The following is a 25,294-nucleotide window of genomic DNA, read 5'->3' on the forward strand; positions in this document are numbered from 1 at the left end:
CATGCTAAAAACGATTTCCCCTTTAATTTCCCCCGACCTGCTGAAAGTGCTGGCTGAAATGGGTCACGGCGATGAAATTATCTTTTCCGATGCTCATTTTCCCGCGCACAGCATGGGGCCACAGGTGATCCGCGCCGACGGCCTGCAGGTCGACGCCCTGCTACAGGCGATTATTCCGTTGTTTGAACTGGACAGTTACGCTCCGCCGCTGGTGATGATGGCGCCCGTTGAAGGGGATTCACTCGACCCAAGCGTCGAAGCACGGTATCGCGATGCGCTCGCCTTGCCAGCGGGCGGTCCGGGTATCACGCGCATTGATCGCTATGCATTCTACGAGCGGGCGCAAAACGCGTTTGCTGTCGTTATCACCGGCGAGCGGGCAAAGTACGGAAATATTCTTTTGAAAAAAGGCGTAACACCGTAATCTCTGATCGGAGTGCCCGTCAGAGGCGGGCATTCATCCAACGATGAGGATCGGACCATGAAAGCGGCGCGCCAGCAGGCGATAGTAGACTTGCTCATTCACCATCAAAACCTGACCACTGAAGTTTTGGCTTTGCAGCTGAACGTCAGTAAAGAGACTATCCGCCGCGATCTCAGCGAACTACAAACCCAGGGCAAAGTCCTGCGCAGCCACGGATGCGCCAGGGTCATTCAGCGGGAAAATCAAAACAGCGGCGACCCGTTTCACATTCGACGTAACAGCCATCATGCGCATAAAGCCGATGCCGCACGGGAAGCGCTGACATGGATAGAAGAAGGCATGGTGATAGCCCTGGACGCCAGCTCGACCTGCTGGTATCTGGCCCGAAAGTTGCCGGATATCAACATCCAGGTATTTACCAACAGTCAGCCCATTTGCCAGGAACTGGCCAAACGTAAACATATTCAGCTCATCTGCTCAGGCGGTAGGCTGGAGCGTAAGGACGGTTGCTATGTAAATCCGTCGCTCATTTCTCAGTTGAAATCCCTCGACATCGACCTGTTTATTTTTTCCTGTGCCGGGATCGATAGCAGCGGCACGCTTTGGGATTCCAACAGCCGCAACGCGGAGTTCAAATCTATTCTGCTCAAGCGTGCATCACAGTCATTGCTGCTTTTCGATAAAAGTAAGTTAGATCGTTCTGGCGAGGCCCGGATCGGGCATCTGGAGGAGGTCACGCATATTATTTCGGGTGAACAGCAGACAGACGGTGCGGTAATCCAGGCCGGATAAACGTATGCGTCATCCGGCCCGGGCGTCTTATCGCTCGTCGCGACGACCACCAACAGCCGCCCACAGACGGCGCACGTGCACAGTCACTTCTTCGCGGTCATGGTACAGCTGACGCGCCTGAATTTGTGCATTGATGTTGTGTTCATCCAACTGCTCCTGAATATATGCCAGGTTTTGCGACACTTCTTCGTAGCGTTTTTTCATCGGCAGTTTGAGATTGAAAATCGTCTCACGACACCAGCCATTGACCAGCCACTGCGCCATCAGCGCGGCAACTTTCGCCGGCTTCTCCACCATATCGCAAACCATCCACGAAATGTTGCTACGATTCGGACGGTACTTAAATCCGTCTTCACGCAGCCAGGTAACCTGTCCGGTATCCATCAGGCTTTGCGCCATCGGACCATTGTCCACGGAGTAAACCCACATGTTGCGTTTGACCAGCTGATAGGTCCAGCCGCCAGGACATGCGCCTAAATCCACCGCATACATGCCGTTTGCCAGACGCTCATCCCACTCATCGGCCGGAATAAAGACATGCAGCGCTTCTTCCAGCTTCAGCGTTGAGCGACTCGGCGCATCGGCAGGGAACTTCAGACGTGGGATCCCCATGTAAAACGGCGAGTTGTTGTCTGGCCAAGAATAACCGGTGTAACAACAGCCCGGCGCAATAAAGAACACGTGGACAACCGGGCGCTTTGGTGTCTCATACTTTGCCAGCACGCCCGCTTCGCGCAGCGCCGCACGTAGCGGTACGGTAAATTTACGGCAAAACTTCACCAGTTCTTTGCTTTCGTTAGTGTCGGCCACTTCGACACGCAGATCGCCGCCCTTCTCCACCACGCCCTGCAACATGCCAACAATCGGCGTAATGCGGTCTTCCGGCGGTAAATATTGCAGCAACTCGCCGACAACAAACATCTGGCGAGCAAAAATCAGCGAGCTAAACGGCAACTCTTTTACGAGCTTTTCAGCATCCCCCTGCTGATAGCACTCAAAAGTCACGTACCCCGCATTGTCTTTCACGCGGGCAAAGCCGAACACTTCTCGGCGTGTTGCTTTATCCGTAATTTCTGCGGCGCACTCTTTCTCAAAACCCGGGCGACACAACAATACAACCTTATTCATGGCTAACGCCCTTACGTTTCAATCGAATAGCACCCACTAACATCAGCGCCCAACCTACCAGGAAGCTGAAACCACCGACCGGGGTAACAAACGCCCACAGGCGTAAATGAGAGAGCGCGAGGCAATACAGGCTACCGCTAAACAGCACGGTGCCTAATGCCATGAACACGCTACTCCAGTAAAACCAAATGCTGATACGTCGCTGCATAGCGACGGCCAGACCAAAAATAGCCAGCGTATGAAACGCCTGATACTCAAGACCGGTCTGGATCCAACCCATTTCAACAACGCCAAGCGTTTTGCTTAGCACGTGAGCCCCAAACGCGCCCAGAGCAACAAAGATAAAGCCACTTATGGCGGCAAAAATCAGCATAAAACGGCTGGTCATGTTAATACCCTACGTAAATTATTGTTCGTAACGAAAGCGGAATTTTTCTTGTTCAGTGGCCGCTTTCGCCAGAATCCACTGACGGAAGGCGGCTATTTTACCCAGTTCTGCCTGACTGTCATGACAAACCAGATAAAACGCGTTTTTGCTGACCAACACATCATTAAACGGGCAAACCAGACGGCCCGCTTCAATTTCTGATTGCGACATCACGTTATTGGCCAGCGCAACACCCTGTCCATGGATGGCAGCCTGTAGCACCATGGCGCTATGGCTGAAGATAGGTCCCTGCTGAACGTTAATATGATTCAACCCAAGCTGGCGCGTATAGGCCTGCCAGTCGCGGCGAGAAGCATCATGCAATAACGTGTGCTTTGCCAGATCCTCTGGCGTCTTCAGCGGTTTATCGCCGGTGAGCAATAAAGGAGAGCAGACCGGCAACAGATATTCTGCGTACAATTTTTCTACGCGCAGGCCAGGCCAGTTGCCGCGACCATAAAAAATCGCCACGTCAACATCGTCAGCCAGTTTATCTTCCTGACGGTCAACCGCCTGGATCCTGACGTCGATTCCCGGATAAGCTGAGTTAAAGCTAGAGAGTCTGGGCACCAGCCATTGAATGGCAAAACTAGGCAATAAACTGACGGTAAGCGCACCTTTTGCACTGCGTGCCTGAAGTTTACGCGTCGCATCGGTTAATTGCGAAAAAATCTCTTTGATGTCGAGAAAGTAGCTTTGGCCTTCTTCCGTCAACAGAAGAGATCGATTGCGTCGACGGAACAGCTTCAGCCCTAGGAAATCCTCGAGTGACTTGATTTGGTGACTTACTGCGGCCTGCGTCACAAAAAGCTCTTCTGCTGCGCGAGTAAAGCTCAAATGACGCGCCGCGGCATCAAAAACACGTAACGCATTTAAGGGTGGTAATCGTTTTGACATGACTTTTAGGCTTTGATGTTAAATGAATTTAACAGTTATCTAACAGGCTGTAACCTATTAGTTTTTTTAATCTGAGCCATTATAAATTGTCCGTTGAGGTTCTACCAGCAAATACCTATAGTGGCGGCACTTCCTGAAGCCGGAACGAAAAGTTTTATCGGAATGCGTGTTCTGGTGGGCTTTTGGCTTACGGTTGTGATGTTGTGTTGTTGTGTTTGCAATTGGTCTGCGATTCAGACCATGGTAGCAAAGCTACCCTTTTTCACTTCCTGTACATTTACCCTGTCTGTCCATAGTGATTAATGTAGCACCGCCAATTTGCGGTGCTTTTTTTTGTCTGCGTTTTATCGATGGCCGAGCGGCTAGTTCTCCAGTTCTACCATCTCTTTCACGTCAGTACGGTTAATCTGCTGTTTGTTGCCGTTAGCGTCCTTGTACGAAATCATTCCCGTTTCATCATCGGTCTTTGGCTTACCATCAGACACGATTGTCCGACCATCGTTGGTGTGCATAACATAGTTCGAACCAGAACAGGCGCTCAGGGCAAAAGTCAGCATACAGGCAGAGATAATGGCGGCAGTCTTTTTCATATTCTTCTCCTTAAAGCGATTTATGCTAGATAAAACGAATTTCATAACAGGCAAAAATCTTCGCCCAACATTATCTAGCATAAGACACTGGTCTGATTTCACCAGGATATCCAGAGGATTCCGATGCTTAGGGTTACCCTTGTGCCAGCGCCCTTTTTGCGCCACGATCGGGGTATTGAACTGAGGAATCCCATGAACGCTTTTAACCCCGCGCAGTTTCGCGCACAGTTTCCCGCACTCAATGATGCTGGCGTCTATCTCGACAGTGCCGCCACAGCGCTCAAGCCGCAGACGGTTATTGAAGCTACGCATCAGTTTTATAGCCTGAGCGCCGGGAACGTCCATCGCAGCCAGTTTGCCGAAGCCCAGCGCCTGACCGCTCGCTATGAGGCCGCACGGGAAAAAGTCGCCCGTCTGATCAACGCGCCGGATGACAAAACCATCGTCTGGACCCGCGGCACGACAGAGGCCATCAACATGGTGGCGCAAAGCTACGCGCGCCCACGCTTGCAGCCGGGTGATGAGATCATCGTTAGCGTGGCAGAACATCACGCCAACCTCGTTCCCTGGCTGATGGTCGCCCAGCAAACCGGGGCCAGGGTCGTCAGGCTGCCGCTCAACGCGCAGTTACTTCCTGATGTTGAGCGTTTGCCCGAGATCATCACCCCGCGCAGTCGCATACTGGCGCTGGGACAGATGTCTAACGTCACTGGCGGCTGCCCGGATTTAGCGCGCGCGATTACACTTGCCCACGCGGCAGGAATGGTGGTGATGGTAGACGGCGCCCAGGGTGTGGTGCATTTTCCCGCCGACGTTCAGCAGTTAGATATTGATTTCTATGCCTTCTCGGGCCACAAGCTGTACGGTCCAACCGGCATTGGCGCACTGTACGGTAAGCCTGAGCTACTGGACGCAATGTCACCCTGGCTCGGCGGTGGCAAGATGATTAGCGAGGTCAGCTTTGAGGGGTTCACCACTCAGGCAGCACCGTGGAAGCTGGAAGCGGGTACGCCTAACGTGGCCGGAGTCATCGGCCTGAGCGCGGCGCTGGAATGGCTGGCGGATATCGACATTGTTCAGGCCGAGAGCTGGAGCCGTGGCCTGGCGACGCTGGCGGAAGATGCGTTGGCAAAACGGCCTGGATTCCGCTCCTTCCGCTGTCAGGATTCCAGCTTGTTAGCCTTTGACTTCGCCGGGGTGCACCACAGCGATATGGTCACGCTGCTGGCCGAATATGGCATTGCGTTGCGTGCAGGACAGCACTGCGCACAGCCGCTGTTAGCAGAACTTGGCGTATCAGGCACCCTGCGCGCCTCATTTGCACCTTATAATAGCCAAAGTGATGTGGATGCGTTGGTCACAGCCGTTGACCGCGCGCTGGAAATATTGGTGGATTAATGACAACTCCTCTGCTCGCCGGACACCCGTTTGGCACAACCGTAACCGAAGAGACATTACGCAATACCTTTCTCCCACTCAACCAATGGGAAGATAAATACCGTCAGTTGATCCTGCTCGGTAAGCAGCTTCCGGCTCTGCCGGATGCGCTGAAGGCACAGGCCAAAGAAATTGCCGGATGCGAAAACCGCGTCTGGCTGGGCTATACCCTGCAGGATAATGGCACCCTGCATTTTTTTGGCGACAGCGAAGGACGTATCGTGCGCGGTCTGCTGGCGGTTTTACTCACCGCCGTCGAGGGCAAAACCGCCGCCGAGTTACAGACGCATTCGCCAATGGCGTTCTTTGATGAATTGGGTTTACGCGCGCAGCTTAGCGCCTCGCGCAGCCAAGGGTTGAATGCGCTCATTGGGGCAGTTCAGGATGCCGGATGGCAACGCTGATGCGTCTTATCCGGCCGACAACGCCACACAAACCGTAGGTCGGATAAGCATAGCGCCATCCGACACAATCAGGGTTGACGCGCGGCTTTCGCCATCATCTTCTTCAGTGCGTGAGACACGGCAACAAAGCCAAAGGTTGCGGTCACCATGGTGGCCGCGCCAAATCCGGATGCACAATCCATACGTTTCGGCCCTTCCGCCGTCGCCTTCATAGCACACACGGAGCCGTCAGCCTGCGGGTACACCAGCGCTTCGGTCGAGAACACGCAGTCCACACCCAGCTTGCCTTTACTGTTCTTCACCACGCCAAAATCGCTTTTTAGCCGCTCACGTAACTTCGCCGCCAGCGGATCCTGAATGGTTTTTGCCAGATCAACGACCTGAATCTGCGTGGGGTCGATCTGCCCCCCCGCGCCACCGGTGGTGACCAGCGGAATTTTATTGCGTCGACAGTAAGCAATCAGCGCCGCTTTCGGGCGCACGCTGTCGATAGCGTCAATGACATACGAAAAGCCCGCGTTCATATACTCAGCAACATTATCTGGCGTGACAAAATCGTCAACAACATTAACCCGACACTCTGGGTTAATCTGGCGTATCCGCTCGGCCATCACCTCGGCTTTCGCCTGCCCGACGGTATCTCGCAGGGCATGGATCTGACGGTTAGTATTGGTGACGCACACATCATCCATATCGATGAGCGTAATCGTGCCAATACCCGTACGCGCCAGTGCTTCCGCCGCCCACGATCCCACGCCACCAATCCCGACCACGCAAATATGCGCCCCGGCAAACAATTGCAGGGCATTTTCACCATACAGACGCGCGGTGCCACCAAAACGCTGACGCCAGGCGTCGCTTATTACCACTGACATAGAACCTCAGATATAGAAAACAAAAAGAGCGGACAATGCCGCCCTGAGTGTCGTTTCATAGCCGGATGGCGCTTCGCTTATCCGGCCTACGCGCTAATTTGTAGGCCTGATAAGGCTAGCCGCCAGGCAACTAGCCGCTAAATACGTTACCCGCGCTGCCGGATGACTTCAGCACCCAGACGCGACCATAGTGATTATACCAACCTGCGCGATGTCCGGCATCGGCACCAATACCCTGGTAGATATCAAAGTGCTGGCCTTTAATAGCGCCACCGACATCCAGTGCCACCATCAAGCGCAGTTCATACTGACCGGTAAATTTGCCGTTATTATCCAGCAGCGGGACTTCTGCCAGTAACGTCGTACCGGCTGGAATAATGCTGCGATCGGAGGCAACCGATGCGCGGCCAATCAGCGGCACTGCGCTGGCACCTTTAACCGGAGCATAAGATTGTGGTTTAAAGAAAACGAACGACGGGTTTTGCTCCAGCAGCTCACGTACTTCGGCTTCGCTGTGCGTTTCGCCCCAGTGGCGGATCGCCTGCATCGACATATCTTCTTTCTTCACTTCGCCACGGTCGATCAGTACTTTACCAATACTGCGGTAGGCATGACCATTTTTCCCGGCATAGCTAAAGAAGTTAAGCGGGCTGCCATCGCCGAAGTCGATATAGCCGCTACCCTGCACATCCATAATGAAGTTATCCATCAGGGAGTTGCTGTAGGCAAGAATATAGTTGTCACTCAGCGCCCCGGCGTAGATTTCAGCACGCGTTGGTAAGCGTCCGCGTTTTGGCGGCATGCGGTAGATAGGGTACTGAAATTCCCCCTGACGCGTATGGCGCGCCTGGATGACCGGCGTGTAGTAGCCGGTGAACTGGACGTTACCATAGTTATCCGCCCCTTCCATTTGCCAGGCATCAATACCGAACTGGCGCATACTGCGCGTATCTCCGCCCGCGCGTAACCATTCCTGGATAGCGTTGTAGACGTTGCTCTGATTGCCATATAAACGCGGTGAGGAACTGCGGATCTGATTTACCTGCTCGGCAAAATCACCGGCATTGATCGGTGCGCCAACCGCATCGGGCTGATTCACCAGTGAGAAAGGCTGGGTCAATTTCCCGTCTTTATACTGCTGCCCACGATCGGTGGGTTTAGAGGAACACGCGGCGAGCATCACGACTACCGCCCCCGCCAGAAGATATTTTGCCCAACGTCCTTTCATTGTTCTCGTCTTAAGTTGCCTGAATGCGAGATGAAGATAACAAACCCCTGAACCTAATGAAATGCGAATACATACCTCAAGACAAATTTTGAACAAAAAATAGACCGAAATGCGTTGTTTTTGTTCATTTTCATCCTAAAACAGTGATCCACGTAAAAAAAGGTTGCATGAAATCGTTAGCAGAGTATAGTGCGCATCCACGGACGCGGGGTGGAGCAGCCTGGTAGCTCGTCGGGCTCATAACCCGAAGGTCGTCAGTTCAAATCTGGCCCCCGCAACCAATTAAAATTTGATGTAAGATTTTTGCGAAGTAGTTCGAATCACAAATACAAAGCAAAAAGACGGACGCGGGGTGGAGCAGCCTGGTAGCTCGTCGGGCTCATAACCCGAAGGTCGTCGGTTCAAATCCGGCCCCCGCAACCAATCAAATTTGATAAAATAGAAAGCAGTACGGTGACGCGGGGTGGAGCAGCCTGGTAGCTCGTCGGGCTCATAACCCGAAGGTCGTCGGTTCAAATCCGGCCCCCGCAACCAATACATTAAGCACCCTGACGGGTGTTTTTTTGTTTCTACGGCCCGTAAAAAAAGCGCTTTTCAGCGCTTTTTTGTTATCCCCTTCTTGCCAGCGTCGCCCCATCGGCAAAATACGCTTTGATCCCTGCCAGAATCGACTCCGCCACTTCCTGCTGGAACGTCGCTGTTTTGAGCTTACGCTCTTCTTCAACGTTACTGATAAATGCCGTTTCCACGAGGATAGACGGAATATCAGGGGCCTTCAGTACCGCAAACCCGGCCTGTTCAACCTGGTTCTTATGCAGATTATTCACCTTACCGAGTTTATTCAGTACCGCTTTACCAAACTTCAGGCTGTCGGCGATAGTCAGTGACTGCACCATATCAAACATAGTGTGGTCGACGTAGCGGTCACCACTCTTGCTGACGCCACCAATAAGATCCGAGGCGTTCTGGGTTTGCGCCAAAAATTTTGCGGCCGTACTGGTTGCGCCTTTGGTGGAGAGTGCGAACACCGACGAACCGCTGGGCTGTCGGCTGGTAAACGCATCGGCGTGAATAGAGACAAACAGATCGGCACGCTGTTTCTGAGCTTTAGCCACGCGCACCTTCAGCGGAATGAAGATATCTTCATTTCGCGTCATAAAGACCTTCATGTTGCCTTCTTTCTCAATCAGCGCGCGCAGACGGCGGGCAATTTGTAGCACCACGTCTTTTTCGCGCGTCTTGTATTTCCCCACGGCACCGGAGTCTTCTCCGCCGTGACCGGGATCGAGCATAATGACAATCGGACGATCGCGCCCCGCTTTACCCGGCTGTGGACCACTTTGCGCAGGCGGCACCTGCTTATCCAGATCGCCCTTGTTGTAATCTTCAAGCAACGCCAGCAGAGGATCCTGTACATCCTGGGCATTGGCCGGATAGAGATCCATCACCAGTCGTTCTTTAAAGCCCGCTACCGGTGCCAGCGCAAAAAGCTGTGGCTTCACATTTTGCTTCAGCTCAAACACCATACGCACGGTCTGCGGGTCAAACTGCCCGACTCTTGCCGACTTGATGTACGGATCGTCCGGGCGGATCTGCGTCCCAATACCCTTAAGCACCGAGTTCAAATTGACGCCTTCAATATCTACCACCACACGCTCAGGATTACTCAGGGCAAACTGTTTGTATTTCAGCAGACGATTGGATTCTACCGTGACGCGGGTATAGCTGGACGCTGGCCATACGCGCACCGCAACGACCTGACTCACGGCAGCCAAACCGACCTGACTGACGCTCAAAAGCCACATAGCACCCGCACCTTTCAGTAAACGGCGGCGACTGATTGCTGAATTGGATCCCGACATGCTTCTCCCGAGCAAAAGAAATCTTTAGTAGAGGTAATACGTAAAACGTCCGAATTGACCGGAAACTTTAACGAATGACGCATAATCTGTCATCTACAAAAGGGTAAACATTCTTTTTATATTCACGGCATTACTGGGAAAAATCTTTAGCAGGAATAAAAATTACGCTTGCGCACAACGCGAAAACAGAATAAAAATACACAAATTACGAATAATCATGCAATAGAGGTGTGCCGTGGTGAAGGAGCGTAGAACCGAGCTGGTACAGGGATTCCGCCATTCTGTTCCCTATATCAATACCCATCGGGGAAAAACGTTTGTCATTATGCTGGGCGGCGAAGCCATCGAGCATGAAAATTTTTCCAGTATCGTCAATGATATTGGACTCCTTCATAGCCTCGGCATTCGCCTGGTTGTGGTGTATGGCGCACGGCCACAGATTGATGCCAATCTTGCTGCGCATCATCATGAGCCGGTGTATCACAAGAATACGCGCGTGACCGACGCCAAAACGCTGGAGCTGGTCAAACAGGCAGCTGGTCTGCTCCAGCTTGATATTACTGCACGCCTGTCGATGAGCCTGAACAATACGCCCTTACAGGGTGCGCACATCAACGTGGTCAGCGGGAATTTTATTATCTCCCAGCCGTTGGGCGTGGATGACGGCGTCGATTACTGCCACAGCGGGCGCATTCGTCGTATTGATGAAGAGGCGATTCACCGCCAACTGGACAGCGGCGCCATTGTTCTGATGGGACCTGTCGCCGTTTCCGTGACCGGCGAGAGCTTTAACTTGACGTCTGAAGAGGTCGCCACTCAGTTAGCCATCAAACTGAAGGCGGAAAAGATGATCGGCTTTTGCTCCTCGCAAGGGGTCATTAACGATGATGGCGATATTGTGTCCGAACTGTTCCCCAACGAGGCCCAGGCGCGCGTTGAAGCCCAGGAAGCGATCGGTGACTACAGCTCCGGTACCGTGCGCTTCCTGCGGGGTGCAGTCAAAGCCTGTCGTAGCGGGGTACGCCGCTGCCACCTGATTAGCTATCAGGAAGACGGCACGCTGTTGCAAGAACTGTTCTCACGTGACGGGATTGGGACGCAAATCGTGATGGAGAGTGCCGAGCAGATCCGTCGCGCAACCATCAATGATATCGGCGGGATCCTGGAGCTGATCCGTCCGCTAGAGCAGCAAGGTATTCTGGTTCGCCGCTCGCGCGAACAACTGGAAATGGAGATCGACAAGTTCACCATTATTCAGCGCGATAACCTGACCATCGCCTGTGCCGCGTTGTACCCTTTCCCGGAAGAACGAATTGGCGAAATGGCCTGCGTGGCGGTGCATCCGGACTATCGTAGTTCGTCGCGTGGCGAGGTTTTGCTGGAGCGGATCGCCGTGCAAGCCCGACAAATGGGGCTCAGCAAGCTGTTCGTGTTGACCACGCGCAGCATTCACTGGTTTCAGGAGCGCGGCTTTACCCCGGTGGATATCGACCTGCTACCGGAAAGTAAGAAAGAGATGTACAACTATCAGCGGCGGTCAAAAGTGCTGATGGCAGATTTGGGATAGAGGTCGTTGCCGGATATGGCATAAATGCCTTATCCGGCCAACAAAACCTACTCTGTAATGCCGTCATTAAACAGCGCAGACAGCCCGCTGCGACGTTCCGTGCGAATAGCAACAGCCGCAGTTAATATCCGCTCATCGGCGTACAACGACAGGCGGCGGCGCGCGCGGGTAATGGCGGTATATACCAGTTCGCGGGTGACAACGGGCGAGTGCTGGCTAGGCAAAATCAACGCCGCATGATCAAATTCAGACCCTTGCGATTTGTGAACCGTCATCGCCCAGGTGGTTTCATGTTCCGGCAAACGGCTGGGCTGCACCGACTTGATGGACCCATCCGGCAAAGCGAACCATACCCGCAGCCCCTGCCCACGATCGAGCGCAATACCGATATCTCCGTTAAACAGCCCCAGCGAACTGTCATTACGCGCAATCATTACCGGTCGCCCCTCGTACCAGCGGGTATGCGCGGAACGCTGGATTTTACGTTTTTGTACCATCACCTGTTCAAGGCGTTCATTCAGTCCGCTTACGCCGAATGGCCCTTCTCGCAGGGCGCACAGCAGCTGATATTCATTAAATGCCTGAATGACAGCCCCCGGCTCTGCGCCTTCGCGCAACAACGTCAGGTAGCGGCCATATCCGGCTAACGCCTCTTCAAGCATAGCGACATAGTCTTCCCCGCTGCGCAGGGTGCGTTTTTCAATATCGCTAAATCCCTGCTGGAATACCGTTTTCAGCGCGGCTTTATCACCGCGATTAATCGCCGACGCCAGCTGGCCGATACCGGAATCACTGCCGAAACGGTAGCTTTTTTGCAGCAGACAGAGGCTGTCCCGCAAAGAGGCGGCCTGGGTGCCCACGCCCGCCGGAATGGTGCTGCCGGTCAACCGACTCAGCTGTTTTGCGCGTTCGGGGGTAAACCCGGCATTCACAAAGGCACAGATATCCCCCAGCACCGCGCCCGCCTCAACGGACGCCAACTGGTCGCGATCGCCAAGAAAAATCACCCGCCCGTGCGGCGGTAGCGCATCAATCAGGCGTGACATCATGGGCAAATCAATCATCGAGGCTTCATCCACCACCAACACATCAAGATGCAGGGGGTTGCCCGCATGATGGCGCAGGCGCTGGCTGCCGGGCTGTGCACCCAACAGCCGATGCAACGTACTGGCATCATCCGGAATGCGTTTCTTTTGCTCATCGGTCAGCGGCAGCTCACGCAGTGCCGCGCCCAGCGATGCGGTCAGACGCGCCGCCGCTTTTCCCGTCGGTGCCGCCAGGCGAATACGACAGCGCTCGCCGTCGGTCATCTGAATCAATGCCGCCAGCAGCCTCGCAACCGTGGTGGTTTTACCGGTGCCCGGTCCGCCGGAGATCACCGATATACGGCGAGTCAGCGCCACGGCCGCCGCCACTTTTTGCCAGTTAACGCCCTCTTCTGTTCGCGGAAAAAGCGTCTCCAGCGTCTGGGCCAGCCGCGACTCATCGACGTCGATGGCCTGGTTAACTTCACTGAAAAAACGGGCGACCGTACGTTCGTTATTCCACATCCGGTTCAGGTACAGGCGATCGCCGTACAGCACCAACGGAGTGGGACGCTCGCCACGACTCACCGCCACGGAGGCCAGCAGGCATTCAGTCCAGTCTGCAGGCTCACCCGCTTCGCTCAGCCAGGCGCTCAGCAGAGGATGGGCGTCTTCGCTTAAGGATAAACGGGAAAGCGGTAAACAGACGTGTCCCTCACCCGCTTCACGACTGAGTAGCGCCGCTGCCAGCGTGACCGCAGGGTTATCGTTACCGGCAACCGCCAGCGCAAACTGGGCATCCAGCGCCCGGAGCTGCTTTTGCTCTACCGCCTCCAGTAATCGCGTTTGGATTGTCATAACGTCTCCTCCAGTGTCGCACCGGCAAACATCTCGTCCATCAAAGCGACCAATTCTGCGTCAGGTCGGGTCGCGTAAATCCCCTGCTGCGGTTGTTCGCTGTCAACGCCGCGCAGGAAGAGGTAGATGACGCCGCCAAAATGGCGTTCATAGTCGTAGTCTGCAATGCGATGACGTAAATAGCGGTGCAGTGCCAGGGTATAAAGCTGATATTGCAGATCATAGCGATGCGCCTGCATGGCAGCGGCCATCGCCTGCTGGGTGTACGCCGTACTGTCTTCACCCAGCCAGTTAGACTTGTAGTCGAGCAGGTAATAACGCCCCTGATGACGGAACACCAGGTCGATAAACCCTTTCAGCATGCCGCGTACCTGCATAAAGTCCAGCGGAGGACAGCCCGCCGAGAGCGGGTCATACTGACGGATCAACGCATCCAGTTGGCTGGCAATCAGCGGCTGCGAAATCGGCAGATAAAACTCCATCTCCACCTGTTTTTCATGCGCTGAAAGTGCGCTCAGGCTCACGCCAGTTTCGTTGAGCGGAGCATGCAAAATGGCCTCCAGCCACGGGGTCAGAACCGACGCCCAATGTACGTCATAGCCGCCAAGCGCGAGTTGTTCCTGCACCCAAAGCGGGTCCACCGGCTGGGTAAAATCAAGCGCTTCAAACAGGCTATGCAAAAATGTTCCCGGTGACGCCCCACGCGGGAACTGGTGCGGCGTGAGTCCGGATTCCACAATCGCTTCACCGACGCCCGCCGCATCAACGTCCAGCCGGGGGATCAGATCCTGCGCGATACCGTGCCCGCGCTGTTGCAGGCCGGAATAACTGGTAACGCGCCAGTTATCGCCTGGCAGGCGCGGCAGCGTCCGCGCGCTCAACGGCTCGCGGCTTTCTTCAGCAGAAAGCCAGCGTTCGGTGTCCGGTTCATCAGGGACCCGACAGGCAATATCGTCACTACAAAGCGCATCAATGGCGGCGCGCAGTCCGGCAGCGTTCATCGGCTCGCCTTTTTGCAACAGACGGCCCAGCGCGCTTTGATGCACATCGGTGTCACCTTTTTTATCTCCCCGGCGGCGTACCAGCGGCGCAACGCCAAGGCTGCAGTGCCATACCGAACGGGTCAGCGCGACGTAGAGCAGACGTAGGTCTTCCGCCAGACGTTCAACCTCAGCCAGCTCGATGCTCTCATCAGCCTGGCTGAGATCCAGCACCGCTTCAAACGAACGGCGATCGTGATAGAACGCCTGATCCTGCACGCGAAAATGAGTGATGAAAGGCAGCCAGACCAGCGGGTATTCCAGCCCTTTCGATTTGTGAATAGTGACGATTTTGACCAGGTGCTTATCGCTTTCCAGCCTGAGCTGCTGGCTGGATGCATTGCTGTCCGGCTCAAGAATATGCTGGGATAACCAGCGCACCAGCGCATGCTCGCTTTCCAACTGCGAACCGGCTTCCTGTAGCAGCTCGCTGATGTGTAAAATATCAGTCAGGCGACGCTCGCCTCCCGCCGTTGCCAGCAGGTTTTCCGCAATCTGACGCGCCGACATCAGCGCGCGAAGCATCGGCATCACGCCGCGCTTGTGCCAGAGCTGACGGTAGCCGTCAAACTCCTCGACTACCGCATCCCAGGCATGCTCATCATTATTGAGCGTTTCGATATCCTGCGCATTCAGCCCCATCATCGACGTTGCCAGTGCGCTACGCAGCGTATTTTCACGCTCCGGCGTCATCACCGCCTGCAATACCCACAGCAGTTCCTGCGCTTCGAGGGTATCAAAGACGCTGTCACGGTTGGAAAGATAGACCGACGGGATCGCCAGTTGCGTCAGCGCATCGCGGATGAGCGCTGCCTCCTGGCGACTGCGCACCAGCACGCTGATATCCGACGCGCGTACCGGTCGTGATGTTTTAGCGCTCGTCAGAAGCGCCTTGCCCGCGTGTCCGGCTTTCAGCCAGTCACGAATTTGCGTTGCACAAACCCGGGCCATGTAATTCTGATAGTCACCGACACCGCAACTTTCCCCGTCCATCAACCACATGTTGATCGCTGGCTGTGTTTCACCGTTCAGGACAAACCGCAACGACTGATTTTTTTCGGCGGATTTCACCGGACTAAAGGGGATCTCGCGGAACATAAAGGCGTCGGTCATCTGGCTAAACAGCGTATTCACACCATTAACCATGCCAGGCGCCGAGCGCCAGTTGGTGTCGAGCGTGTAGTGCGCGCTCACTTCGCTGCGCGCCTTCATATAGGTAAAAATATCCGCGCCGCGAAACGCGTAAATCGCCTGTTTCGGGTCGCCAATCAGCAGCAGGGCCGTATCCGGCTGATGCTGCCAGATACGGCGGAAAATGCGATATTGCTGCGGATCGGTGTCCTGGAATTCATCAATCATTGCCACCGGAAAACGGCTACGGATGGCTGTCGCCAGTGCGTCGCCGCTTTCACTGCGCAGCGCCGCATCGAGACGACTGAGCATATCGTCAAAACCCAGCTCACCGCGTCGGCGTTTTTCTGCAGCCACCGTTTCGCGGATCTCCGCCAGTGCCCGTGTGATCACCAAGTCGCGAATAGTCAGCGGCTCAGCGAGCAGTTCATCAATGGCAACAAAGAGCGGATGCTGTGGCGTGATGCCGCCCGCTTTGGTACGTTCTTCCAGAAAACGCTGGGAGAATTTTTCCAGGGCATCCGGCAACTGATAACTTTGCGTTTCTTCCTGCGCCCAGGCGCTTATCTTCTCAATCCACTTGCCCTGATTACCCCGGTTAAATTTACGTCTGTCGATCCCCGAGGCTTCCAGCAATCCGTCCAGCTCATCAACCGAATCGCACCATTGCTGCTTGATTTGGTTGATGCGTGCGAGGATTTTTTCGTGTCGGGATGCCAGCGTTTCATCTGCTGACGGCGGCGCTTTAATGACCGGCGCTTCCCCTTGCAAGTAGCGATCGATATCCCTCAGCAGCGCCTGCGGCCCTTTCCACGTTTCAAAAACCACCTGCGCAATATCGCGAGACAGCGGGTAGCAATGCCGACGCCAAAAGTCCGCGCAGGCCTGATAACGCAGCAGTGATTCATCTTCAATCAGCTGTTGTTCAAACAACATGCCGGACTCAAAGGCATTGAGACTGAGCATGCGCTGACAAAAACCGTGGATGGTAAACACCGCCGCTTCATCCATCTGTCGTTCAGCCAGCAGCAGCCACTGCGCGGCCTGCTTTTTATCGGCAATTTCATCTAACAGACGGACGTACAGCGGGTTTTCGGTGGTTTCACGCAGGCAAGCAATGCGCAGTTCATGGATGTTGCTACGAATACGTCCACGCAGTTCTTCAGTAGCCGCCTCCGTAAAGGTGACCACTAATAGCTCTTCGACGGTCAGCGGACGGGGAAAGGCGGCAGAGCCGCCCAGTCCAAGCAGTAAACGTAAATACAGGGCGGCGATGGTAAAGGTTTTACCGGTGCCTGCGGAGGCTTCAATCAGACGCTCGCCCGTCAGGGGCAAGCGGAGAGGATCAAGGGACTCAGCGGCATCATTCATTCTTTTCACTCATCAGGGGTAAGGTTTGCTGCAACGCGCTGACGGTCTGCCACACTTTCCAGCCTTCCGGGTGCACATAGTCTGCTTTCCCGTTCTGACTGCCGGAAACCTGTGACAGTATCGCCATGCCTTGCGGCTCAACCACCGCCTGATGGAAGAAATCGGCAAGCTTTTGCGGCGTCAGCAGTTTAATCTGAGCCACGATTTTATCACGTGAATCGAAGCGCATATTACCCCGATCGAAATCTTTGCTTAACTGCGAAGCTTCTGCCCCTAACGTTTGCGGCGCCTGCAGCATTTGCGCAATGATAGCCTGCTGAATTTGCGCGAACTCATCGGCTTTCATCGCCCGCAGCTTCGCTTCCGCCGTGGGGAAAAATGCTTTGTAGCGGTCCCACAAATAAGACGGCTGCTTGTCACTGCTTTGCAGCAGGAAGCCCATCCCCCACTGACGGCCTACGCTCATCGGGAAGGCAAATACGGCATATCCCAACTGCTCTTCGGTACGCAGCTGATTGTAGAACCACGGCTGCACAATCTGTCCTAACATGGCGCTGTAGGCTGAGCTGGTGTATTCATCGTAGCCGGTGGGGACAAATACCGCCGCCAGCGCGGAGTCTGTACTGCTGCCCGCTTTTTCAAAGATAACGGACTGCTTTTTGTCCACCACCACATCTTTGTTACGACACCACTCCGAGCCGTTAGCACCCAGCTGTTTCTGGATGTCCCGCGCCATGGTCTTCGCCTGCGCCTCGCTCATATTACCAATCACGAGGAATTCAGGTCGCGCCCCGGCTTTTAACGTGTCACGGTAGGTCATCACCTCATTTAAGGTAATAGAAGGCAGCAACTTACGGCGCTCATCACGCGAGAAGTACGGCACCTGAGAAAGCATCTGTACCGGCATAATCGCCTGGTCGTAGGCTTTGCCTTTTTCCGCAGAGTCCATCATCTGCGCGTACCAGGATTTCGCCTGTTCCAGTTGTTCCTCCGTAGAGGTATAGCTGAAATAACCGCTCAGCAGCGCCTGAAAAAGCTGCGGTAAACGTTGCGTATAACCGTTAGCGTTGAGCATCAAACCGTTGTTGGCGTTGGTCGAGAAGCCAATACCGCCCACCGCAGCCTGATTACTCAACTGGTCAAGCGCAATGCCTGCCAGGTAATCGTTAAGCGCGAATAACACCTGGTTTTTGGCACTGTCCATCGCCTTCGGGTTACGCAGGATCACGCTGACGTCGGCCTTCGGCTCAGTGGCAAAATACTGGCTCGGCGCATAGACCACGCGTAAATCCGGCTCATCGACAATCAGATCCGGACGCGCATATTTTTTATCCGCTTTAATCAGCGTGAAATCGTCAGGAATATAGGGGTTTAACTCCGGCAAAGACAGCGCAATGCCCTGCGCTTTTTGCTGCCAGTCAGCGAAGGTTTTATCGCTTATTTTATCGACCTGATAAGGCGCATCAACAAAGTATGCGGTTTTGTTGTGCGGCTCTTTCGGGCTGATGTACCAAATACGCGCGTTCTGCGGCGTCATCATCGCCAGACGCTGCTGCACGGCTTTCGCATCGTACTGGTCGGCAATATTTACCGCATCCAGCGTATGTTCTACCGGAACGCGGATCATGGTATCTGCCAGCCATTCCACATAGTCCATATCACGGGTGATGGACGGATAGCGGAAGTCGAGATCCAGCACGTGCGCCAGTTCGTCGAAATAACGTTTATCGACGCCTTTATCGCGTAACAGGTTGAGATAGCTAAAGATGGCCGCGACCACTTCATCGCGATTCGCCAGGCCTTTGTCGGTTAAGGTCGCGGAAATGGCTAATACACCGCTGTTACCGTTGACCACCGGGTCAGAGTCCGCACGGATGCCTTCCACTAATCCCTGCTTTTGCAGCCAGTCAGACAAGGTACCAGGGCTGCGGTTGCCAATCAGGTACGTCACCAGCTCATCGGTTTTACTGCGAAACTGTGCGCTATTGTTATCAATACGAAACTCAATGCGCAGCACTTTACGCGGCATCGCCGGGACATAGTGGATTATGATGCCCTTTTGCGCGTCGGTAACTACCGGGACGGTGATTTCCGGCTTTTCGATATTTTTGTTTGGCACCCGTCCGAAGGTATCAGCGGCTATCCGCGCCAGTTCTGGCAGCGGTTTATTGCTGTAAATTACCGCCTTCATCACGTTTGCCGAGTAGTACTTTTCATGAAACGTCTGTAAAGCCTGCAGCACCGGATTACCCGGCTTGTCGCTCAGCGTTTGCAAGTTACCGCCGGAGAAGCGCGAGCCCGGGTGCGCCGGGTTGATGGTCTCGGCACTCACCTGCGCCATACGCATACCGTCACGGGTACGCGCCAGCGTCAGCTCAGAGTTAACGGCATTACGCTCGCGATCGGCATATTTTTTATCCAGCAACGGTTCGGCAATGGCGTCCGCCAGACGATCCACCGCCCCGAGCAGCGCGTCGTTTTCAACTTCAAGATAGAAAGCCGTGCGATAAGGCGCCGTGCTGGCATTGTGGCTGCCGCCGTGCATTTTAAGGAATTCCGCTAAGCTATCCGGCTGCGGGTATTTTTTCGAGCCCATCAGGCACATGTGTTCGAGGTAATGCGCCAGCCCCTGATGATCGTCGGGATCTTCCAGAGACCCAACGGGCACCACCAGTGCGGAAAGGGATTTCACGGCCTGGGGATCGGATACCAGCAACACAACCATGCCGTTGTCCAGGCGCACGGCCTGATACTGGCGGGTATCTTTATCGCTTTTACGGATGGTTTCAGCTAAGGGCTGCCAACCGGTATCTGCCTGACTTACGGGCGCCCAAAAGGCGACGAACAACAGTATTGCGCAAAACCAGGTGCTGCGGGGCATTCACAAACCTCATCATTAACGTATTCACCTGTTCACAGCAAACCACGCAGAAAGGCGGGGTCTGAACAGGGCAAGACTTTGTGCTGAACGAGTCAGCATCTTATGTGTAAGAATCAGTCCGTGACAGAAAGCGCATCATAGAGGAAGCCATCGAATTGCGCAATTTTTATACAATCATCATGACTGATTAAAGCGAAATAACGGTAACAAAAAGCGCTGAGACTGCGCCACAATGGCCTCCAGCGTATCCGGCTCCAGCTGACGCCACAGGCGTTGATACCAGATATCGTCACCCTCACCGCGTACCATCATGTTGCCTTCATAGGCCTGCAAAAACTTACTACGCGCTTTTTGCCGCGTGTCGTCGTCCTCTAACATGGCATCATTTGCGGCGTCATAACAGGTTTTTATCCATGCCCCACCGCTTTCCGGTAGCACCAGCAACGGCGATGACATGCCCTCGCGATACCCGTCAACAAGCTGCGCCAGGTAGCGCATTGCCTGCTCGGCATCCAGTGGAGGAAAACGCCACTCTGCATCTTTACGCAGGAACAGCCGGCTCTCACCCATTCCACCACTGGCACAATAGACAAGATGTTCCAGCCAAAGTTGCACGCCCTGAGAAACGCTTAACAAAGATGGGCGCCAGCGCAACAAACCGTCCTGCTGAACCTGCGGTAGCCACCCGGTGATTTGCACGCCGTTGCAGTTGAGATCGATCTCCATACTCTGACCCGGCTGGCGACAAGCGATAATACGCTCGGCCAGCGACTGCATTTCCTGGCGCTGGGCATCCCATAGGATTTCGCCAAATGCCCCGAAAGGCAGCGAGCCTGCCGCACGGAAGTGACGGAACAAACGCTCCGCATCATGCTGTTCAACCAGCGTGTTAAGCAGCTGCTGATTAAGCTGATAGCGGGTTAATCCTTCAAGGATAAAGGGTTCTGTCTCCGGAATATCACTCTCTTCAGAGCGGAAGTTCACCTGTAGCCGCATCTGGAAAAAAGCCCGCACCGGGTGTGCCCAAAATCTCTGCAGCGTCTCTAGTGTCAGGATTTCAGGCATGACATATGGCAGTGGTTGCACAAAATCAGTGTGTGCTTTGCCTGTCAGGCTCGCCGCGGGCAGCCACTCCCGGGCATAACTTTGCTGCTCTCCCGGCAGATAGTTTTGTGCGTCAAAAGGCATGCGGGTATGCAAACGGGTTATGTGCGCTTTTACCCGGGCCTCGCTTTCATCACAGGTGAGCGCTTCATCACCCGGCAAATAGTGGCTTTGCCCAATGTAGTCCAGCAACTCTTGTACCAGCACCGACGGAAAGCGTTCGCTGTTGTCCTGGATTGAACGACCAATGTAGCTGATGTAGAGCGTTTGCTGCGCCGAAATCAGGGCTTCCAGAAACAGATAGCGGTCATCATCGCGGCGGCTTCGGTCACCACGCATCGGCTTTTGGCTCATCAGATCAAAACCCAGAGGCGCAAGCTGGCGCGGATAAACGCCGTCGTTCATGCCCAGCAGACACACTACCTTGAAAGGAATCGATCGCATCGGCATCAGGGTACAGATATTGACCGGACCTGCGAGGAAACGCTGGCTAATGCGTTCCTGATCGAGCCGTTGTGCCAGCTCATCGCGTAACAGCGAAAGCGGCACGGCCTCGCCGTATTTAGCCCCCAGACCTTCAGCGATAATGGCCTGCCACTGATCTTTAATCAGCGTCATTGCCGCTTCGGTATCCACATCCGGCAGGAAGAAATCATTAAGCATGTCGTTGCAAACAGGCAACCACTCTTCCAGCGGACGTTCCTGCGCCAGACCCCGACGCCAGAGATTCAGTTTCATCAACAGCGAAGCCAGATGCCCCACCAGTTCGGCGATCAAACCGCTGGACTCATCATACGGCAGTACGGATTGCCACTCCCCCTGCGCACTTTCCATCGCATAGCCCAACAGCATGCGCGTCAAACCAAATTGCCAGGTGTGTTGGCCTGTCGGCGGCAGTTCCAGTTCACGCACGTTGTCATCGTCAATGCCCCAGCGAATGCCTGACTCATTCACCCATAAGCGGAGATAGCGCAGTCCTTCTTCGTTGATGTTGAAGCGCGCCGCCAGCACGGGAACATCCAGTAATGCCAGCACATCCTCGGAGACAAAGCGGCTGTCCGGCAGCGACAGCAGGCTAATAAACGCCTGTAAAACCGGATGGGACTGGCGCGCACGACGGTCAGAAATGGCATACGGTAAATAGCGATCGGCCGGCGCGCTGCCAAAAACAGCCTGAATAAAGGGGCTATAGCTGTCGATATCCGCCACCATGACGATGATATCGCGCGGCGTCAGCGTTGGGTCCGCCGCCAGCATCGCCAGCAGGCGGTCATGAAGAATTTCCACCTCACGCTGTGGGCTGTGGCAGACATGAAACGTTACGCTGGTGTCATTCGGCTCAAGTAAGCGCTTATTATCGCTGCGCGAATACTCCTCCAGATTAACGCCCGCCACAGCCCGGCTTTCCAGTTCAAGGATATCCGACTGAATGTTATGCAAAAGATTGTCAGGCGTGATATCCACAAACGCATCCAGCTCCTGGCTGTTTTCCAGTTCGGAAAGCAGGTAAATATAGTCTCGCCCCAGTTTGCCCCACGAGGCCAGCAGCGGGTTACTGACATCCTGTTCGCCGTCGCTGTTAAACAACTCTTCAGCATTCTGGCTATCACGAAACAGCGGCAGATGACGTTCTTCAAAGCTATGCCGACGCTGACGTGCCAGCAGCTTTGCCAGATACGCGGGGTCTTTAATATCACCCCAGTAGTAACGACATGGATTAGTAAACAGCAGATGAATTTCAATATGCTTCCCCAGCGCCTGCAGGGCCTGAAGATACACGGGCGGCAGTGCGGAAATGCCGCAAATAAAGACGCGAGCGGGCAGCCCCTGCGGACAGCTTGAGGCATTTTCCAGGGTCTGAATAAATCGCTGATATAAATTGGCGCGATGCCAGCGCTCTTGCCCCAACTCTGCGGTGTATTCCACCAACGCTTTCCACAACGGTGCCTGCCAGGCCTGAGACTCCCCCAATCCTTCAACCTGTTTCCCCGACTCCCACTGCGTCAACCAGTCAGGGCGGTAGACTAAGTACTGGTCAAACAGGTCAGCGGCACGTGAGGAGAGCTGAAACAGCTTACGCTTGTCGGTATCGTCTGTCAGATACTGGCCCAGCAGCGTGAACGCCTCGTCATCCAGCAACTGCGGCAGCAGCGTCATCAGCTTCCAGCTCATACTCTGCTTGCTGAACGCACTTTCTTTTGGGATATCCGGCAGTACCCGCACAAACATATCCCAGATAAAACTCGCAGGTAGCGGGAAGTCAATATTGGCGGCAATGCCGAACTTCTGTGCCAGGGTCATTTGTAGCCATTGCGCCATGCCGGTACTTTGAACCAGGATCATTTCAGGTTCAAAGGGATCGATGAGCCGGTCGCGCTCAACGATATATTCCATTAACGCTTCCAGCACATCCAGACGATTGGAGTGGTAGACCCTTAACATAGCGGCTCCTGACTACTGACTGTTTGGGCAGTGCAGACGCGTCATTTGACCTTGCCTGCCCAAGGGTGAAGAAAGTTTGACGTTGATGCTGACACATCCCGCCCGCGTTGTCTGCATTCGGTTTACCTGCCAGTTTAACGGCGACGGAAATGCCGTCATTTGGGTTTGCATCCACGCATGACGCCACAGCTGCTGGTACTGACTTCTGATGAGGAAACTGTTCATTAATACCCTTTGATACCCCGACAATGCGGTCACAATCATGACCATAAGTACCATTGCCAGCATCACTTCTGGCAGGCTAAAACCGCGTTGCCGGTTCAGGGTAGCAGGCACAGAGCAGCCTCTCTTAGCGGGCAGAAATCGCTCCAGCCATGTGCGGAAAATACAATATTGCCATCGATAACCTCGCCCTGCCGCCATAGTGACATCCCTTCATAGTCGGTAATAAGCAACACGTTATTCTCGCCATGTAATCGCAGGCATACAGCTGCATTCGCGGTTGAATCTCGCCGGCATTGCACGGCCGGTTGCCGTTGCCAGGACTGCATACGTCCCCATTCCATGGCGGATTGCACCACAGCCTGGCGCTGCAAAGCCTGACTTTCTATGGCAACGCGCGAAGCAAAACTGGCTTCCTGTTGGCTAAGCCCCTGGAGCAGCAGACCGCCGAGCAGCAGAAGCAAAAGCACCATCGCCAGGGACGATACGCCGCGTTCCCGGTTCACAGGTTAAACCCCGTCACGCTATAGCGCGCTTCAATAACCTTTTGTGGCGCACTTTTGCTGGCTCCGCGCAGACGCAAGGTCAGGATGGGCGCAAATCCGCTGATGTTCTGGCGTTCAACCTGAAATGTCTCAATCAGAACAGTGCCAGGATCGGTCATTTTATCCCAGCCCTTTCCATCGCAGGATGTCGCACCACGCAAGGTTTCCAGCACCTGGTCTTGTAAACGAAAACCTATCTGGTCAGCGTCTTTAGCTGGGGTTGTCTCCCAAATGCCGTTACCGTTAGCGTCCCAACGCGCAATTACGCAATCACCGTGTCCCGATATCACCAGCCCTTCACCGCTACAGTTTCCGTGACAGTACCCTGCCCGCTGGAGATGTTTAGCCACCGTATAGGCTCGCTGCCAGAGATCATCTTCAAGGGCTAACTGGCGCGTGTTGAGCAATATATCGTGCTGAAGCGCCGGTAAAAAGCGCGCAGCCCCCAGTAGCAAAACGCTGCTGATAGCCATTGCTATCAGCACCTCCAGCAATGAAAAACCGCGTTCGTTTACCGACATACATCTGCCTCATCACGCTCACAAAGCCGAATTCGCCCCCAGTTCGATATCACCACCCACCGTTCACCCGCGGCATTTTTTAGGCCAATATGTCCAGCCCATGCGGTGTTGCGCAGGCCAAAAAAGGCCAGCGATGGCGTGATGTCTGCCATCTCAACATCATCCCAGCGCGGGATTAACACCAACGCAGAAGCGGGCTTACAGGTATTTTGAGCCGCAGCAGAGCTGACCAAACACCATGACGTTCCCTCTCTGATAACGCCGATGACATGGTCACGGTTATGCCAGTTGGCATCCTCGCGCAGTTGCAGCAGGTAGTCCTGCACCTGAACGACGGTTTGCCACAATCGTTGCTGTTGCTGCCAGCGTTGCCAGCCATATAGCCCTGACGCGCTTAGCGTGACGATGATGAGCATTGCCACCAGCGTTTCAATTAGCGTATAGCCCTGTTGTTTTTTCATGCCGCCAGTATGGCGATAAGGAAAATAATCACGAGTGGGGAATTCGGGTTGTTCGGCGAGCT

At 54.5% G+C, this 25,294-nt stretch carries 20 protein-coding genes and 3 tRNA genes; 8 read left to right on the forward strand and 15 right to left on the reverse strand.

Features of this window, described 5'->3' with window-relative positions; genetic code table 11:
* Window position 1 precedes the first annotated feature (1 nt).
* Both fucU and fucR read left to right on the forward strand, forming a co-directional pair.
* Window positions 2–424: an L-fucose mutarotase gene (gene fucU / locus M2374_RS07810; protein WP_181506610.1), complete on the forward strand. Its 423-nt coding sequence runs from the start codon at window positions 2–4 to the stop codon at window positions 422–424.
* A 57-nt stretch (window positions 425–481) separates the two neighbouring features.
* Window positions 482–1,216 carry an L-fucose operon activator gene (gene fucR, locus M2374_RS07815; RefSeq protein WP_115257583.1) on the forward strand — a complete coding sequence of 245 codons (735 nt, stop codon included), beginning with the start codon at window positions 482–484 and terminating at the stop codon, window positions 1,214–1,216.
* Between the two features lie 27 nt (window positions 1,217–1,243).
* Here fucR and rlmM read toward each other — a convergent pair whose 3' ends face one another.
* The 4 genes from rlmM to M2374_RS07835 all read right to left on the reverse strand — a co-directional run bounded on the left by rlmM (window position 1,244) and on the right by M2374_RS07835 (window position 4,258).
* Window positions 1,244–2,344 (reverse strand): 23S rRNA (cytidine(2498)-2'-O)-methyltransferase RlmM, encoded by a 1,101-nt coding sequence (rlmM, locus tag M2374_RS07820; RefSeq protein WP_096755876.1) that lies wholly within the window; start codon window positions 2,342–2,344, stop codon window positions 1,244–1,246.
* Window positions 2,337–2,732: a DUF423 domain-containing protein gene (locus M2374_RS07825; protein ID WP_096755875.1), complete on the reverse strand. Its 396-nt coding sequence runs from the start codon at window positions 2,730–2,732 to the stop codon at window positions 2,337–2,339. Before M2374_RS07825 ends, rlmM begins: the two co-directional genes overlap by 8 nt.
* 18 nt (window positions 2,733–2,750) lie before the next feature.
* Window positions 2,751–3,668 (reverse strand): glycine cleavage system transcriptional regulator GcvA, encoded by a 918-nt coding sequence (gcvA, locus tag M2374_RS07830; RefSeq protein ID WP_096755874.1) that lies wholly within the window; start codon window positions 3,666–3,668, stop codon window positions 2,751–2,753.
* Window positions 3,669–4,030: 362 nt separating this feature from the next.
* Entirely contained in the window at window positions 4,031–4,258 is a 228-nt protein-coding gene (locus M2374_RS07835) for a YgdI/YgdR family lipoprotein (protein WP_096755873.1), read from the reverse strand.
* 192 nt (window positions 4,259–4,450) lie between these two features.
* Here M2374_RS07835 and csdA point away from each other — a divergent pair, with 192 nt between their 5' ends.
* The gene (gene csdA / locus M2374_RS07840) at window positions 4,451–5,656 is read left to right on the forward strand and encodes a cysteine desulfurase CsdA (protein ID WP_181688786.1); all 1,206 of its coding nucleotides are present in this window, start codon (window positions 4,451–4,453) and stop codon (window positions 5,654–5,656) included.
* Window positions 5,656–6,099 (forward strand): cysteine desulfurase sulfur acceptor subunit CsdE, encoded by a 444-nt coding sequence (csdE, locus tag M2374_RS07845; RefSeq protein WP_096755871.1) that lies wholly within the window; start codon window positions 5,656–5,658, stop codon window positions 6,097–6,099. Before csdA ends, csdE begins: the two co-directional genes overlap by 1 nt.
* A gap of 68 nt (window positions 6,100–6,167) precedes the next feature.
* Here csdE and tcdA read toward each other — a convergent pair whose 3' ends face one another.
* On the reverse strand, window positions 6,168–6,974 hold the full coding sequence (gene tcdA / locus M2374_RS07850) for a tRNA cyclic N6-threonylcarbamoyladenosine(37) synthase TcdA (RefSeq protein ID WP_181688785.1): 807 nt from the start codon (window positions 6,972–6,974) through the stop codon (window positions 6,168–6,170).
* A gap of 130 nt (window positions 6,975–7,104) precedes the next feature.
* A complete protein-coding gene (mltA, locus tag M2374_RS07855; protein ID WP_096755869.1) occupies window positions 7,105–8,202 on the reverse strand; it encodes a murein transglycosylase A in 1,098 nt (365 codons plus the stop codon).
* A 204-nt stretch (window positions 8,203–8,406) separates the two neighbouring features.
* On the opposite strand from mltA, the gene M2374_RS07860 reads away from it, so the two are divergent.
* The 3 genes from M2374_RS07860 to M2374_RS07870 all read left to right on the forward strand — a co-directional run bounded on the left by M2374_RS07860 (window position 8,407) and on the right by M2374_RS07870 (window position 8,736).
* Window positions 8,407–8,483 (forward strand) — tRNA-Met (locus M2374_RS07860).
* Between the two features lie 65 nt (window positions 8,484–8,548).
* A tRNA-Met gene (locus M2374_RS07865) sits at window positions 8,549–8,625 on the forward strand.
* Window positions 8,626–8,659: 34 nt separating this feature from the next.
* Window positions 8,660–8,736: transfer RNA gene (locus M2374_RS07870), tRNA-Met, on the forward strand.
* Between the two features lie 74 nt (window positions 8,737–8,810).
* On the opposite strand, the gene amiC is transcribed toward M2374_RS07870, so the two are convergent.
* On the reverse strand, window positions 8,811–10,064 hold the full coding sequence (gene amiC, locus M2374_RS07875; protein ID WP_096755860.1) for an N-acetylmuramoyl-L-alanine amidase AmiC: 1,254 nt from the start codon (window positions 10,062–10,064) through the stop codon (window positions 8,811–8,813).
* A 235-nt stretch (window positions 10,065–10,299) separates the two neighbouring features.
* On the opposite strand from amiC, the gene argA reads away from it, so the two are divergent.
* Entirely contained in the window at window positions 10,300–11,631 is a 1,332-nt protein-coding gene (gene argA / locus M2374_RS07880) for an amino-acid N-acetyltransferase (RefSeq protein ID WP_096755859.1), read from the forward strand.
* A 47-nt stretch (window positions 11,632–11,678) separates the two neighbouring features.
* On the opposite strand, the gene recD is transcribed toward argA, so the two are convergent.
* From recD to M2374_RS07920, 8 genes are all read right to left on the reverse strand, one after another.
* Window positions 11,679–13,514, reverse strand: a complete 1,836-nt coding sequence (gene recD, locus M2374_RS07885) for an exodeoxyribonuclease V subunit alpha (protein WP_181218056.1) — start codon at window positions 13,512–13,514, stop codon at window positions 11,679–11,681.
* Window positions 13,511–17,056, reverse strand: coding sequence for an exodeoxyribonuclease V subunit beta (recB, locus tag M2374_RS07890; RefSeq protein ID WP_181688784.1), 3,546 nt, complete (start codon window positions 17,054–17,056; stop codon window positions 13,511–13,513). The genes recD and recB overlap by 4 nt, the downstream gene beginning before the upstream one ends.
* Entirely contained in the window at window positions 17,049–19,937 is a 2,889-nt protein-coding gene (gene ptrA, locus M2374_RS07895) for a pitrilysin (protein WP_181491016.1), read from the reverse strand. Before ptrA ends, recB begins: the two co-directional genes overlap by 8 nt.
* A gap of 177 nt (window positions 19,938–20,114) precedes the next feature.
* Window positions 20,115–23,483 (reverse strand): exodeoxyribonuclease V subunit gamma, encoded by a 3,369-nt coding sequence (recC, locus tag M2374_RS07900; protein WP_181688783.1) that lies wholly within the window; start codon window positions 23,481–23,483, stop codon window positions 20,115–20,117.
* 12 nt (window positions 23,484–23,495) lie between these two features.
* Window positions 23,496–23,819, reverse strand: a complete 324-nt coding sequence (locus tag M2374_RS07905; RefSeq protein ID WP_096755854.1) for a prepilin-type N-terminal cleavage/methylation domain-containing protein — start codon at window positions 23,817–23,819, stop codon at window positions 23,496–23,498.
* The gene (locus M2374_RS07910; protein WP_181630293.1) at window positions 23,804–24,211 is read right to left on the reverse strand and encodes a DUF2509 family protein; all 408 of its coding nucleotides are present in this window, start codon (window positions 24,209–24,211) and stop codon (window positions 23,804–23,806) included. Before M2374_RS07910 ends, M2374_RS07905 begins: the two co-directional genes overlap by 16 nt.
* A complete protein-coding gene (locus tag M2374_RS07915; RefSeq protein ID WP_181688782.1) occupies window positions 24,208–24,771 on the reverse strand; it encodes a prepilin peptidase-dependent protein in 564 nt (187 codons plus the stop codon). Before M2374_RS07915 ends, M2374_RS07910 begins: the two co-directional genes overlap by 4 nt.
* Window positions 24,762–25,232 (reverse strand): prepilin peptidase-dependent protein, encoded by a 471-nt coding sequence (locus tag M2374_RS07920; RefSeq protein ID WP_117343821.1) that lies wholly within the window; start codon window positions 25,230–25,232, stop codon window positions 24,762–24,764. Before M2374_RS07920 ends, M2374_RS07915 begins: the two co-directional genes overlap by 10 nt.
* Window positions 25,233–25,294: the final 62 nt, after the last annotated feature.

It is taken from the genome of Citrobacter sp. JUb117, from assembly GCF_024809055.1.
In the GTDB taxonomy this organism is placed as follows: Bacteria; Pseudomonadota; Gammaproteobacteria; order Enterobacterales; family Enterobacteriaceae; genus Citrobacter; species Citrobacter gillenii.